General features: G+C 34.4%; 11 protein-coding genes. 4 read left to right on the top strand and 7 right to left on the bottom strand.

Translation table 11 applies throughout. The features are described 5' to 3' along the window. Positions 1-418 precede the first annotated feature (418 nt). The 4 genes from ACVFVN_RS01470 to ACVFVN_RS01455 all read left to right on the top strand — a co-directional run bounded on the left by ACVFVN_RS01470 (position 419) and on the right by ACVFVN_RS01455 (position 6,529). Positions 419-1,015, top strand: coding sequence for a hypothetical protein (locus tag ACVFVN_RS01470; protein ID WP_456233869.1), 597 nt, complete (start codon positions 419-421; stop codon positions 1,013-1,015). A 334-nt stretch (positions 1,016-1,349) separates the two neighbouring features. Next, a complete protein-coding gene (locus ACVFVN_RS01465) occupies positions 1,350-5,387 on the top strand; it encodes a hypothetical protein (protein WP_456233868.1) in 4,038 nt (1,345 codons plus the stop codon). 67 nt (positions 5,388-5,454) lie between these two features. After that, entirely contained in the window at positions 5,455-6,126 is a 672-nt protein-coding gene (locus ACVFVN_RS01460) for a hypothetical protein (protein WP_456233867.1), read from the top strand. A 280-nt stretch (positions 6,127-6,406) separates the two neighbouring features. After that, positions 6,407-6,529 (top strand): phage integrase SAM-like domain-containing protein, encoded by a 123-nt coding sequence (locus tag ACVFVN_RS01455; protein ID WP_456233866.1) that lies wholly within the window; start codon positions 6,407-6,409, stop codon positions 6,527-6,529. A gap of 372 nt (positions 6,530-6,901) precedes the next feature. Here ACVFVN_RS01455 and ACVFVN_RS01450 read toward each other — a convergent pair whose 3' ends face one another. From ACVFVN_RS01450 to ACVFVN_RS01420, 7 genes are all read right to left on the bottom strand, one after another. Then, positions 6,902-7,663 carry a TIGR03915 family putative DNA repair protein gene (locus ACVFVN_RS01450; protein ID WP_456233865.1) on the bottom strand — a complete coding sequence of 254 codons (762 nt, stop codon included), beginning with the start codon at positions 7,661-7,663 and terminating at the stop codon, positions 6,902-6,904. Position 7,664: 1 nt separating this feature from the next. Then, entirely contained in the window at positions 7,665-8,216 is a 552-nt protein-coding gene (locus tag ACVFVN_RS01445) for a lipocalin family protein (protein ID WP_456233864.1), read from the bottom strand. 18 nt (positions 8,217-8,234) lie between these two features. After that, positions 8,235-9,491 (bottom strand): putative DNA modification/repair radical SAM protein, encoded by a 1,257-nt coding sequence (locus tag ACVFVN_RS01440; protein ID WP_456233863.1) that lies wholly within the window; start codon positions 9,489-9,491, stop codon positions 8,235-8,237. Positions 9,492-9,649: 158 nt separating this feature from the next. Beyond that, positions 9,650-10,297, bottom strand: a complete 648-nt coding sequence (gene pdeM / locus ACVFVN_RS01435) for a ligase-associated DNA damage response endonuclease PdeM (protein ID WP_456233862.1) — start codon at positions 10,295-10,297, stop codon at positions 9,650-9,652. After that, the gene (locus ACVFVN_RS01430) at positions 10,294-12,756 is read right to left on the bottom strand and encodes a ligase-associated DNA damage response DEXH box helicase (protein ID WP_456233861.1); all 2,463 of its coding nucleotides are present in this window, start codon (positions 12,754-12,756) and stop codon (positions 10,294-10,296) included. The genes pdeM and ACVFVN_RS01430 overlap by 4 nt, the downstream gene beginning before the upstream one ends. Then, a complete protein-coding gene (locus ACVFVN_RS01425) occupies positions 12,753-14,333 on the bottom strand; it encodes an ATP-dependent DNA ligase (protein WP_456233860.1) in 1,581 nt (526 codons plus the stop codon). The genes ACVFVN_RS01430 and ACVFVN_RS01425 overlap by 4 nt, the downstream gene beginning before the upstream one ends. Continuing rightward, a complete protein-coding gene (locus tag ACVFVN_RS01420; protein WP_456233859.1) occupies positions 14,330-15,334 on the bottom strand; it encodes a ligase-associated DNA damage response exonuclease in 1,005 nt (334 codons plus the stop codon). Before ACVFVN_RS01420 ends, ACVFVN_RS01425 begins: the two co-directional genes overlap by 4 nt. Positions 15,335-15,336: the final 2 nt, after the last annotated feature.

Here is a 15,336-nt window from a genome sequence, read left to right as displayed (position 1 = left end):
TCTTTAAAACAAGAGATTTAACTACGTTGAACTTTGGGTTTCTCCTTCGTCGACACAAGAGCTTGCTCGAACAGAACGTAGTTAAATGATAAAATTCAATTGATATTTCAGTTTGTTGTTAATTACTGATAATCAGAAAAATATAACAAACGAATGTACTTTACTGAAATTCTAAAATATTTACTCTAAAGAATACCAGCTTAATCATAAATTAATAATTGAAGCAAGAATGTTTTTATAAGGAAAGTTTATTAATTAAAAAAGAATTGGGGGCTTGGGCGATTTGTAATAGCTTAAAGATCAGTGATTTATAATTTGTGTTATCTGTGTGATAGGTGGAAGTTATTATATACCCCCATTTGAAATGTATTTTTGCAATATGGGTTTTAAGAATTAAAAAACTTAAAGGACATAACAAATGATGAGAAAAGAGAAAGTATGTAATCTCAAAAAACCACCTGTAATTGTACAGATGGTTTTTGTTGTGCAGTTTCTTATCCTTTCGTGTAGCTTACATGCTCATACTACTGTTTCTGACAGTACAAGCTTATATATACAAGAAAATACCACGCTGTATAGTTCTCAAGATTATGAAATGTCTGAAGTAAGAGAGCATAATGGGATATTTTTAACAGAAGGAACTATTATAGTTGACCATACTTCTAAGCTTGTAATGAAAAAGCAGGCATCTAAATCTAGGGTAACGAAAAAAGAAACTAAGTATATATCAAAATTACCGAAGAAAGAAAAAACCATTACTAAAACTAACAAAGAAAATAGTGTCTATAGAAATTCTTATCCTTCTCAAACTTTTATAAATGCAAAAAATATAGACCGTTTTGCGATCTGTTCTTTTGTTTATTCAGATAAAGCACTTTCTAGGGTATTTTTAAGATTAATACTTTCGCGAAATTATTTGGAGACGTCTTCTTTTCATTATAATAATCCGCTTATTATTTTAGACGGTTTGAGAAATCAATTATTGGTTAGACCGCCTCCCGTTTTATACATATAATAAAGTTTACAATAACTTTAAATATTCTTCAGTTTTATATAAATATCAAGAAAGTGCAAATATTTTAAGTGTCTGTTATTTAGTTGGTTATAGTGAGGGATGTAATTAGAATTGCTCATTATTATAGCTTGCATAAATAAAACATGAACGAAAAAAATGCACTAATTTTTATATTATTTGAATAATATCTTTCAGACTAATAAATATGATATTAATTCTATAGCTTAAGAATAATACATAAGAAGTTATTCAATATTGTTAAAAAGTATCTATTAGCTTTCTATTGTCTAAATAATAGTTTTAAAAGATACATCATAAATAAACACACAAAAAAATGATAATTTTAAAAAAAATTTATGCATTTATTTTGGTTATACTAACAACCATAATATATGCACAGACAGATATTGCTGTTAATGTGGAAAGCCCAACAGCAGTTAGTCCAAATCAAGCCTTTTCCTATAAAATTTATGTATCCAATAATGGCCCTACTACTGCTACTAATGTTTTAGTAAAAGTACCTAGTTTTGGAAATTTCAATGCCACTTCAATTACTTGTAAGGCGGGTGCAGGAAATGGAGGCTCGTCTTTATGTCCATCTTCCGTTAGTATTTCGCAGTTGCAAAGTGGAGGACTTCTGATACCTTCTTTACCTTCTGGCAGTGCGGTGGTTTTTTCAATAGGGGGTACGGCAGGAACATCTGGAATTATTTCAAATACAGCCACAGTATCCTTCCAATCAGGACAAACAGATCTAGACTTAAGCAATAATAGTTATACAAGAAATACCAATATTAATAGTGGAAATGTAGCAGATTATACAACAACGACATATAAAATGGATACGGATGCTACTATTGCGCTCAACAATCCTATTTCAATATCAAACGGAATAATCAATATTGTATTTACTTTAAAGTCTGGTGACATTGCGATACCAGGAATTGGGAATTCTTTTACCTTACCAGTAACTTATACTAAACCAAGTTATAGTACTAATGGTTGGAACCAGACTCTTTCAAAATATGTAATTTCTGCTACAAGTTCTGCCCTTGTCGTTCGTGCTAATCTGCAAGATCCAACTACTAACACCAATTCATGGTACAGAAATTTGCCTTTAAAAAACAGAAATAGTACAACTTTTAGCTCTTCGTCTCTTCTTAATACAGACCACTGGTTTACGGAACAATTAAAAAACTCTGATTTAGAAGCCTTAGGTACTTTTAAGATTACTATTGGAAATTATATAAATAACTTACCTCCAGATGTACGAGTTAAAAGTGAGTCAATTAAAGTATATTCTAATAATTTTGCCAGCAATGAAGTTGGGTCTTTCGTAAAACCGATTGCTAATATTGATTTATTCGCAAATCCTACTAATGCTACTACTGCATTTAATGTAATGTTGGGACAGACTTATACCTGGCGCTATACGGCGTTTCGAAATGGGACCGAGCTTGGAGATTTTTCAAACTATGGTATGACTTTCCATTCTCAAAATGAGATAGTTTTTGAAACAAAAAATATTACCAATCATTGTGTGTCGGGTAATTGTAATGACAATACTTTCCTTAACACATCGGATCCTAATACGATAGAATACGATAATTTAATTTCCGGCTATCATGGTTCAATTGCTAAACAAACTTCAGGTAATTATCTTATTTGGGGACAAGGTGCAGCAGCAAACGGGGTTGATAATTTAACGACTCCTACAGAACTTTCTCCAGCAAATGGATATACGTATACAGGAACATCTTTAAAGGTTGCAATGGGGACAGCACTTAGCTCTTCTAAAAAAGCCCAATATGCTTTACTGACAAGTACTGGTTTGTATTCTTGGGGAGAAGCTGGTGTTTTATTGAGTACAGGAATAAAAGCGAACGATGCTTTTAATAAAATTGACAATACTAATATAACAGGTGCCAATGTTTATGGTTTGCCTGCAGGCGTTAATCCGCAAGATGTAAAAATGATGTTTGGTGCCTATAAGACCTTGTCTATTGTAACGTGTACAGGAGATGCTTATGTTCTATCTGATGTAGGTAATAAAAATGGAGATGGTTCTGCACAAACAAATATTAATGCTAAAATATGGCATAGAGTAATGATAAATAGTTCTGTTCCATTAACAAGAGTAGTTGCTGTTAGGGGGCAAACCAATGCATTGATGGCTTTGACTGATTTAGGAGAAATTTACACCTGGGGATCTGATGTTTATTTAGGCGATGGGAATGCAAAATCTAATAAGCTATTTGCTACCAAAATGCTTTTACCAACAGGTGTTATTCCTAAAATGATTGGGATGACTAGTACGAATCCAGGAACAACAAGAAATAATTCATACTATTTATTAGCAACAAACGGAAATTTATATAGTTTGGGTGCGAATGATAAAAAACAATTGGGAATATTTTCTGATGGAACTACAACACCAGAAAGTCTTGTATGGATAAATGTAAAATCAGCCAATGCTACAACCAACATGACGAATATTGCTTGGATTAGTCCAAACGAACATGACGATACTGGTATAGCTGTTGTACAAGCTCTAACTACCGATGGTAAACTATGGTCATGGGGAGTTAATCATTATAGTACATTAGGCTTTGGTGATGATAATGGAGCAGCAACATCAGTAAATACGGGTTACAGTTTTCTGAAAGGAGTTAATCCTCGTTATATGACAGGAGGTTTGAACCCTAATGATAAGATATTGGCTGTAGAAACAGGTGGGCATATTTCTACGATCTTTAAAGATTGTGATTATAAACTAGGATACATAGGTCATAATCAAAGTGGAGCCTATGCTAATGGCAATTCTGTATCAACTTCTGTTTATTTATTTAATGGTGCTAAATTATCTAATTTATGTGCTTTACCTCTACCTCCTTATCCAGTCGTAAAAGATATAAAAATATGTCCAGGAAGCACAAGTAATTTAGCAGACGCTATTTTAAGTACTACTCCTTCAGGCTATACCGTAGAGTGGTATACTACACCAACTCGTATTGCTGCTAATAAAATTAATGATGTTACTGCAATTGGACCTGGTACATACTATGTATTTTATTGGAACGCTAATTTTAATCATTGTACAAATTTAGAAGGAGTAGAAGTTAAAGTTTCTTACTATACAATAACAGATCCAGAATATACAAATTGCTTTATCCCTTGTACAGGCTTAGATTCTGATGGCGACGGTATTGCGGATGTTTGTGATCTAGATGATGACAATGACGGTATTTTAGATTCTAATGAATGTTCAGAACCCGTGTACAATATAGTAACTTGGTTTAATACTGGAAATTACAATGCAGACCCAGATCCGGGAGTTTTAACTGGACAACCTAGTACAGTGGGTGCGGGATTAACCAGAACTATACATGCCGTTGATAATTATCAAATAATATCAGGAATAGATGCTTTAAACGAATCTAGTGCAATAGTCAATAATGAATATGTGGAATATACAATCCATACCATTGAAAATATTGGAATAAAAAACATAGGATATTATCAAAATACTGGAGTTTCTACAACCAATTATCATTATTCAGTAAGAATGTCTAAAGATAATTTTGCCACAAATGTTTTGGTGCATGGCGATAAACTTTTTAACCCTACTATAACACAAGATTTTGAAGTTGCTGTTAACAATGGAGTACTTTATTTAGAAGCGGGCATAACATATAAATTTAGAGTTTATTTTTATAATGTTTCAGGGAATAATACAACTCCTATTTCCCATGACGATTTCAAATTATTTGGTAGTGTTGAATGCGATACCGATGGTGATGGAATACCTAACCGATTAGATCTCGATTCTGATGGCGATGGCTGTCCCGATGCTATCGAAGGTGGCGCTAACTTTACCAATGCTGATCTACATTCAGTCACAGGAATAATTGCTAGCCAAACACCTAACCAAAACTTAGGAAATACAGTAGATGCTAATGGAGTACCAACCTTTACCACACCGCCAACGGGTTATACCAACGGCGGCGGACAAAGTCTAGGAGATTCGCAAAATTCGAGCGCCAATCAATGCTTCTGCTTCAAACCTGGTATTTTGGATTCAGGAAATTCCTATCCTTCACAGCAAGGTATTACAGCTTTGGGTAGAGCAGGGGACAACAATGGCAATTGGCTAATGGTAAGAGAGAGCGCTTGGACGGTTTTAGAATCCAAAGAAAAAGGTTTTGTAGTGAACAGAGTGGCCACTACGGCAGGTTTAGCCAATATTATCAATCCAGTCGAAGCTATGATGGTGTATGATACAGAGGCTAAATGTCTCAAGATTTATACATTGAAAGAAGGTGATGCAGCTATGGCATGGCATTGTATTATCACGCCAGCTTGTCCTGATTAATGACTATAAAATTATTTAACCATCCTTCAAGGTTTTTTAAACCTTGAAGGATTAAATAACAATCTACATGAAAAATATAAAAAATATACTCGCAATAGGCTTATTAGGTTTATCATTTTCAGCGGTTGCTCAAGTGGCAATAGGTAAATCGGAACTGAGCAAAATACAACCCGCTAATACAATTACCAATCCTAGTATTGCATTAGAATTTTATGATAAAGCCGATAACAAAAAAGGCTTGGTCTTACCTTGGGCTTCTACAGTTAATAACCAACCTATAGCATATAATGCAACAACGGGCGCTGGTTATCGAGGAATGCAAGGCACGATAGCAAATGGAACAATTATTTTTGACTTGTCGGATAAGCAAGTCAAATACCGTAAAGACGGCGCTTGGTTTAGCCTTACTGCTCCAAGTTTTCCGTTAACCTATACCAATACTTCTAATACCGCTATTACCGTAAACAGTCCAGCAGATTTTGTATCAATCAACAGTTCATTGCAGGATAATGTAAAAGAGAGTTCTGATGCAAAAGCGGCAATTGGGGCTAATGGTGCAACAGATACAACAGCTGGCATTCTGGTTCTTACCGATACCAACAAAGCGATGGTATTACCCAAAGTAGCAAGTCCACATCTTAATATCAAAAATCCAGCACCAGGAATGATGGCTTATGATACAGTCAAAAAGCAATTGGCTGTTTACAACGGTACAGTCTGGAGCTTTTGGAAGCCTTAAGGATTAAGTTAATTAGCTATTAAATACAAACGCAGAAGATAAATCTGCGTTTGTATTTTTAATCAAGATTTTTTCTCCAATCATTACTTCATAAATATTAAAAACTCAATATTTAGGCAAAGAAGAAAAGGAAATAATTTTAATAAATATATTTAAAAACCATAATAAACAAATGCAATCTGTGTTGAGTATTGGCTTCGCACATGGAATATAGGGGCGCTGCGAGATTTTATTAGGGCATATAATTAATTTTTTCAAACACCAATAGAAAGTTTCAGATATGGGTGTTAGAGATGTCAGTGCTGCATTTATCGTTAGTTATGAAGTATATTTGCCAACAATAAATAAGTGCGAGAACAATACACCAGCCATGTATATTAAAAATTTCAAAAACATATATTAATATCTGACTTTCAAACGAATATATTATTGAAGACCTTGTTGAGGCTATAATTCAATTATTACCACAAGCAGAGCATTTGATTTCAAAATTTACAAAATGTATTAACGAAAACAAAATTTTGCCATTACCTAGTAATTAAAAACTAAACGACTATCTTAGGGAAATTTCTGCATGATGTGATTTGGATTTTGAGCTTACTTTCTCTATATTAATTTTTTCGATTCACAATTTTATTAATTGTCAATATTTATTTCATTAAAAAATCATTTTTCAACCCAACAATGTGATTTTTCATAATAAAGAGTTTTTTTCTACTAAAAATCTTAAATTAACTGAGTGTTTTTCTCAAATAAGAATTAACTATTAATTTTACTAGCTTTTCTCCGTCAAATACTTCCAATATCTTCGTGGGACGTGTTGCAGATGTAGTTTCATATTTTTGCGGGCTTCAATATTGGTGCTTTTAAAATACTGCTGCCAAAGATTCTGGTACTTTTCTTCCATGTCATCCAGCTGTATTGTAGCATCAGTTTTAGATAATGCATTTTGCTGAACAGGAGATAAAGTAACTTCGGAAACACTTTTTAAATCGTAAAAAAGACCATAGTTTCTCTTAATATCATAAATCAACCAAGTTTGATCTGTATAACGATTTCTAAAAAATTCTGCAATAAGTGGCAATACATTAAAATCCGGCTCAATCATGCAATGAAACATATTATCTGAACTTTTCTGAAAACGGATGAATGCCTTCATTCTGTGTCGTTCTCGATTCACGCGGGTAAGGGCTTGGTCGAATTTTAATACATGAAAGTTTCCAAAATTGGTCAATATTTTTTCGTTACCTAGAAATATCTGCTGGATACAATAGATAAGGGATTGCCATACAGCTTCATCTTCCGACAAAAAAACTTTAAAAATATTGAGAACTTCGGTAGATTTTAATTTGGATTTTAATCCCTTTAAGACTCTTTTTGCTTTAATATCATCCGTAACTACATCATAAACTTCTTCAAAGAGTTCTGCTGTGAAATTACTAGATAGAAGAGGTTTTACATCAAATTTTTTACTTTCGAAACTTTCAAAAACCACCGAAAGAAAGCCGTAATAACTGCCATCAAAAGTATAAATCATCCTAATCTTGTATGGTCCACACTAATTTTTTAATATCATAACCCTGCTCTTTGGCGTAGGCTACAAATTTTTGCTTGGTCACCTCAGGAATAGTTTTGTTTCGAGAAAGTATCCAAATATAATCCGTGCTTTCACCAAAAATAAGTGCGGTTTCATACGCAGGATCCATCATCACAATATTATATTCCGAATAAAATGGGCCAAAAAATGAAACCTTTAATGCTCCTTTATTCTTTGGACCATTAAATTTTGCTTTTCCATGGGCTTCTTCCCATTCATTCTTGACATAGTTATAGCCTTTATTAACAACTGCAATTTTACCGTCATCTCGTTTGGAGTAGTTTGCTGTAACATTTTTTAAATCTTTTTCATGTTTAAAATCCTGCCTTGCGATTTCATACCATTGGCCCACATATCGATTAACATCAAAGTTTTGAACTACAACTACTTTAGAACTCATTTTCCCTTTTTTTGTAGAACATGCTATGGTAATTGCGGTAATGCCCAAGGTAGTTATTGCAAATAGGGCATATTTTAAATTTTTGTTTTTCATAATTTATATTTTACGAGCTTAGAATAAACTAAGCTGATTACTTGGTACATTACTTTTATATTTACTTTTAGAGGGTGAAGTAATAAGAGATTTTATCTTCAACGGAGCAAGTTCTCCCATTTCAAAAGACGTATCGGCACATACCATAAAAAATTTGGCTCTATTAAAGCTGATGCCCATTTTTCTTACCTGATACTCACGCAATTTTCCAAATTTTCTACTTTGAATCATTTTCATTGCAGACTTTCTTCCCACGCCAGGAATTCGTATAATTTCTTGATAGCTGGCCGTATTAATATCAATAGGGAAATAATACGGATTTCTAAGTGCCCATCCTAATTTTGGATCAATATCCATATCTAGATTGGTGAAGGTTGGGTTAAGAATTTCATCCAATTTAAAGTCATAAAATCTTAAAAGCCAATCGGTTTGGTATAGCCTGTTTTCTCTAATTAATGGAGGTTGCGTTCCCACTTGAGGGAGTATGGTGTTTTCTGAATTTATTGGGATGTAGCCACTATAATACACTCTTTTCAGATTGTAATTTTTATAAAACTCGTCGGCAACACTCATAATTTCAAAATCATTTTCTGGCGTTGCGCCAATTACCATCTGCGTGCTTTGCCCCGCAGGTACAAATAAGGGTTTATGTTTTATTAATTTTGATTCCGATTTGATTTCTTGAATTTGATTTTGAACAAAAGCCAAAGGTTTTCTTACACTATCGTGATTTTTTTCTGGAGCTACCAACTTCAATCCAGCTTCTGTAGGCATTTCAAGATTAATGCTCATTCTGTCGACATATAATCCAGCTTCTTTTATAAGCTCTTCGCTAGCACCAGGAATGGTTTTAAGATGGATATACCCATTGTATTTCTCCTCCACACGAAGTTTTTTCACAATACGCATCAATCGCTCCATGGTATAATCTGCACTTTTGAAAATCCCTGAACTTAGAAAAAGTCCCTCAATATAATTTCTGCGGTAAAAATTCATCGTCAATTCTACCACTTCATCAACGGTGAAAGCAGCTCTTTTTACATCGTTACTTTTTCTGGAAACACAGAAGGCACAATCGTAAATGCAATGGTTGGTAAGAAGGATTTTTAACAAAGAAACACACCTCCCATCTTCTGTATACGTATGACAAATTCCTGATGCCGAAGCATCTCCAATACCTCCACTATTTTTGCGTTTTCCTCCGCTAGAACTACAGCTTACATCGTATTTGGCAGCATCTGCCAATATCATTAATTTTTCTTGAATACGATCCATGGTATTTTTTTAATTATCAGATGTAAAATTAACCAAAATTAAGCCAAACAGATGTTAGAAAGTAGTTGCTTTTTGTGTCATTTTTCACCATTATAAATGAAAAAGGAAAACATTTAAGAACAGAAAACCTATATAAAAACATGTACAGCTGAAACGATTTACAATGCTAAAATACAAGCATCATCAAAGATGTATTTTTGTGCATTGGGATAATAGTCTTGTGTATCCAAACCTGTGAACGAACTAAAAGCGGGTAAAATAAGTTTGTCTTCGGAAACAATATAACATGGAAATTTTAAAAATTTCTTCACAGTCGATTGCAGGCTTACTCCAGGATGTATATGACCTGAAATCACAAAAAAGTCTTGCATTTCAAGGTCTTCATGGTTGAAAATAAAATCATCTATTCTAAGTCGTTTATAAACTTCAGAAACGCCCAAATTGTACAAAGTTTCAATAGAAATTTTGTCGTGATTACCTTTTACTAAAATAATTTTGAGATTGGGGAATTGCATTTTCCAAGTTTTGAAAATTTCAAATTCTGAATTTTTCCCCGCATGGATAAAATCACCAACAATAATGAGTTTTTCGCAGATATAAAATTCAATTAAATAAGACAGCCGCTGCAAATCCTGATGAATAATATCTGCAGGTAATGCAATTCCATTTTTTCTGAAATGCGCAGTTTTTCCTAAATGCAAATCGGAAATTATTAAACTTTTTTCATTTTTCCAGAACAAAGCTCTCTGGTTAGTAAGTACAAAATGATGATTACGGATGATAATTTCTTTTTCTACGAGATTCATTTTGTTTTACTTTTCTTTTTTATGTTGGCTTCTTGCATTTTTTTTATTCTCGTTGCCAAATCTTCACTGGATAAAGATTGACGCAAACTATCCACTTTTATAGGGAAACTAAGTGGTGAAAATCGATCCGAATGTATGTAAATAATTTTACTTTTTTCTATTCTGTCAAATGCGGCGATTAACCGTCCTTCTTCTAATTGCTGATTAAAAACCTCTGTGTAAGCTTGTCTCAATAATAAATTCTCGGGATCGTGCTCTTCTAAAACAGAAAATATAATTCCCGACGAGGATTGTAAAGATTTATTGTTGATCTGTCTTCCTGGCATTGTTTGTACCACTAATCCCGATATGACGGCAATATCTCTAAATTTCCGTTTCGCCATTTCAGCAGCATTTACGCTACTAACCACATCTTGCATCAGATTTTCTCTGGAAAGAACCTGTTTCAGCTCTTCATCTGTTAATATAATTTCCCGATCAGAAAACAATTCAAAACCATAATCATTCATCGCCATTGAGAAACTAATGGGGTATAATTTTGAGATTCTATATGCCAATAATGCAGACATCACTTCATGCACCAAACGTCCTTCAAATGGATAAAAAAAGAGATGATAGCCTTCTCTGGTTTTTATTTGCTCCACTAAAAATTCATCTTCTTTGGGAATGTGGGAATTTTCATTTTGATTAGCCAATAAAGGATGCAAAAATTTCAGTTCCTTTTCCCTTGAGTTTGGAGATAAAGATTCGGCTAATTTTTTCCTTAAAAAAAAACTGAGATTAGAAGAAAGAGGCAATCTTCCACCCAACCAACTGGGAGTGATAGCTTTTCCGCTGGATAATTTTACATAAACCGTCATTTCTTTTAGCATTGCATATTCTAAAACCCGACCGGCCAAAATAAATTTATCACCTTTATGTAGTTTTGATATAAAATATTCCTCTATCATCCCAATATAACCACCAGAGAGAAATTTCACCCTCAACATGGAATCACTTACAATAACGCCAATATTCATGCGGTGTAGCATTCCGATTTTCCTTTTTTCAACCACTAATTTTCCATCATCTTGTTTTACCACTTTATGAAATTCTTCATAGTTTTTTCCTGTTTTTCCACCTTGTGTGATGAAATAAATGCACCATTGCCATTCTTCTTCAGTCATTTCAGAAAAAGCAAAGGTTTTTTGGATAACAGGATACATTTCATCCGCATAAAAATCGCCGCCTAAAGCTAAACTAACTAGAAATTGAACCAAAACATCATATGCTAAAACAAAGGGTTCACGTTTTTCAATCACTTTATTTTTAACTGCTTCTTTAAGCGCTGCAGCTTCAATAATTTCTAAAGAATGAGTGGGAACAAAATAGATTTTTGAAGTTTCAAAAGGGGAGTGGCCGCTTCTTCCTGCACGTTGCATAAACCTCGCAACACCTTTACTAGAACCAATTTGAATGACGGTGTCCACAGGTTTAAAATCCACACCTAAATCCAAAGACGAGGTAGAAACTACGGCTTTTAAAATTCCATTACTAAGATTTTCTTCCACCCAATTTCTCAAATCCACATCAATAGAACCGTGATGAAGAGCAATTTGACCCGCGAAATCAGGATAGACTTCCAACAAAAGTTGATACCACATTTCTGCCTGACTTCGAGTGTTGGTAAAAACCAAAGTAGATTTGGAGTTCAGAATAATGGGTACGACTTCATTCACTAATTTCCCGCCCAAATGCCCTGCCCAAGGTAAAATTTCAACTTCTGGCGGATATACGGAGAGGATTTCAATTTTCTTTTGCTCTTTGGCAACCACTTTTGTTCTTTTATGGGAATTGGGAATCAAAACTTCTAAAGCTTCATCAAGATTTCCAATGGTTGCTGTGATTCCCCAAATTTTAATGAGTGGATTGCGATGTTTAAGAACAACCAAAGCCAATTCCACCATGACGCCACGTTTGGTACTCAACAACTCATGCCATTCATCAACGGCGATACATTTTAGATTTTTAAAAAATCTTTGATTGTCTTTTTGAGCTAATAGCAGATGCAAACTTTCGGGAGTTACGAGCAAAATATCGGGCATGATTTTGCTTTGTCGTTGCTTTATTTGGGGATCGGTATCGCCGTTTCGCACTTCAACTGTCCAATCTAAACCAATTTCGTCAATGGCTTCTTGCATGGCTCTTGCCAAGTCTTTTGCTAATGAACGGAGTGGTGTGACCCAAAGCAGTTTTAGACCTGATTTATATTTTTCGGGTTGATTAAAAAAATCGATGAGTATCGCAATGAATACGGAATAAGTTTTCCCAAAACCTGTTGGCGCAATCACCATTCCAGAGTAACCATTAGAAAAGCGTTGCCATGTTTCCTTCTGAAAAGAAAATGGCGACATTCCTTTCTCATTCAACCATTTTTGGATGATTTGAAAACCTTCGGATTGCTCAAATTTTTGGGTCACGTTATCAGTTTTTTAATGTCTTCAATATCATCTATTTCGTCTACTTTTTTATCTCTTCGCCAACGCACAATTCTTGGAAAACGCAATGCTACTCCCGATTTGTGACGACTGCTGTAGCCAATTCCTTCAAAAGCGATTTCAAAAACGAGTTCGGGTTTTACGGTTCTTACGGGACCAAATTTCTCCAATACATTTTTAGAAATAAATTTGCTGACTTCCTGAATTTCTTTATCCGTTAAGCCGGAATACGCTTTGGCAATAGTGACCAGTTTACCTTCTTTTTTTACGGCAAAAGTGTAGTCGGTGTAATAAGCACTTCTTCTGCCGCTCCCTTTTTGGGCGTAAATAAGCACGGCATCAAGAGTTAAAGGATCTATTTTCCATTTCCACCAATCGCCTTTTTTTCTGCCCGTGTGATACGGAGAAGAATTTTTTTTTAACATTAAACCCTCGCTGTTAATTTCTCTAGATTTTTCCCGAATTTCAGGAATATTATTCCAGTTTTTAAAATTGATAATTTTTGAAAGAACTATTCTTTCTGAAGGATTATTTTGAAGAAGATTTTCTAATTTTTCTCGTCTTAAACTAAGTGGCTTTTCACGATAATCTTCACCTTCAAACTCCAATAAATCATATACAAAAACCACTATGGGAATTTCTTCCAACATTTTTTTGGTTAAAGATTTCCTGTTCAAACGTTTTTGTAATTCGTTAAAATTGAGTACGGAATTGTCTTTAAATGCTAAAATTTCACCATCCAAAACAAAATTTCCTTTCCAGCTTTTGAGTTCATCTTCAATTTCAGGAAATTGTGCAGTGACCAATTCCTCACCACGAGACCAAATGAAAATTTCCTCCTTTCTTTTAATCATTTGTCCTCGGATTCCGTCCCATTTATATTCCACCTGCCACTCGTCTTCGGAACCCAAATCTTCCAATTTTTTTTCCAAAGCATACGCCAAACAAAAAGGATAAGGTTTTGATAAATTGGTGTCGGTATATTCGCCTTTTATTAAAGCATCAAAATCAATTTCTTGCGGATTCCAATCGCCCATAATGCTATGTGCAACGGCTGTGGCATCCAATTGATAGTATTTAGCTAAGGTATTAATTAAAGTTTTGGAGGAAACACCAATTCTAAAGCTTCCACCTAATAATTTATTAAAAATAAACCGCTCAATGGAATTTAAACTTCTCCACGCCTCTAATACAAACTGTTTTTTTTGATCTTCCGAAAAGTCTTTTAATGCCATAATTTTCTCCATCCATTCCGAAAGAGAAAGTTCAATTTTATGACTAGGTTCGGGAAGCAAAAGTGAAATGGTTTCTCCCAAATCTCCAACGGAAGAATAGCTTTCAACAAAGAGCCATTCAGGAATATTTGCCACTTCCATCGCCCATTGCTTCATAAAAGTAGAATTGACATTCCGCTTGGGCTTTTTACCCGTAAACAAAGCCAAAAACCACAATTTATCCTGCGAGCTCGCTTCATCCAAAAAACGTAAAATAGCTTCCTGTTTCAAGGAAGTTTTATTAGTGCTATCAAAAGCGTTTATTAAAATGGCAAAATCTTTCATTCTGACTCTAATTCTGGAGTTTCTTCATCATTTCCGTATTCGGTTTTCACTTCATCAGCAAAAATTCCAATTTCATTCAAATATTTTGAAAAAACAGCGGTTTGTCCGTGTGTGATATGTACTTTTTCCGCTTCCGTAGCTTTGATGGCAGTAATGAGACCTTGCCAATCGGCATGATCGCTTATGGCAAAACCTGCATCTGCACTTCGCCAACGTCTGGCTCCTCGAATCTGCATCCATCCTGAACAAATGGCATACGCCAAATTGGGAATTTTCTTCATGGCAGGATTATCAATGAGAGCGGGTGGAAGTAATACAATTTTTCCGTCCAGATGTTTTTTATCTTCTCGTAAATCGATGGTTTTGTAGTCGGGTAGATTTACACCAACACTTTTATAGGCTTGATTGAGCTTTGCGATGGAATAATGCACATTCAATTCATCCAAACCTTCCAAAGCTTTCATAATTCTTTGCGATTTACCTAAAGAATAGCCGATAAATACGGAGGTTTTACCATTAGCTTTATTCTGTTGTACCCAGTTGCGCATTTGTTTTTCTTGTTCTTCCACAGAAAGCCAGTTGTAGATGGGAAGTCCAAAGGTGCTTTCAGAGACAAACTCGTTGCATTTTACAGATTCAAAAGGGGTGGAAATACCATCATTTTGAATTTTATAATCACCAGAAATGACGGAAACATAGCCTTTATATTCCATGCGAATTTGTGCTGAACCAATAATGTGACCAGCGGGATGAAGGGAAACTTTTACCCCATTAATATTGAGGGTTTCTCCATATTCCACACTTTGACATTCAATGTTACTACCAATTCTTGAATATAAAATAGGTTTGGTAAAGTGATGGCATAAATATTTTATCATTCCACTTCGGGCATGATCGGCGTGACCATGAGTGATAACAGCTAAATCAACTGGTTTCCAAGGGTCTATATAAAATTTTCCAGGAATACAGTAAATGCCTTTAGAAGTGAATTTTAGCAGCATTA

Source organism: Soonwooa purpurea (genome assembly GCF_053891095.1).
Note: the sequence above shows the minus strand (reverse complement) of the source record. Positions and strands in the feature narration are given on the sequence as shown.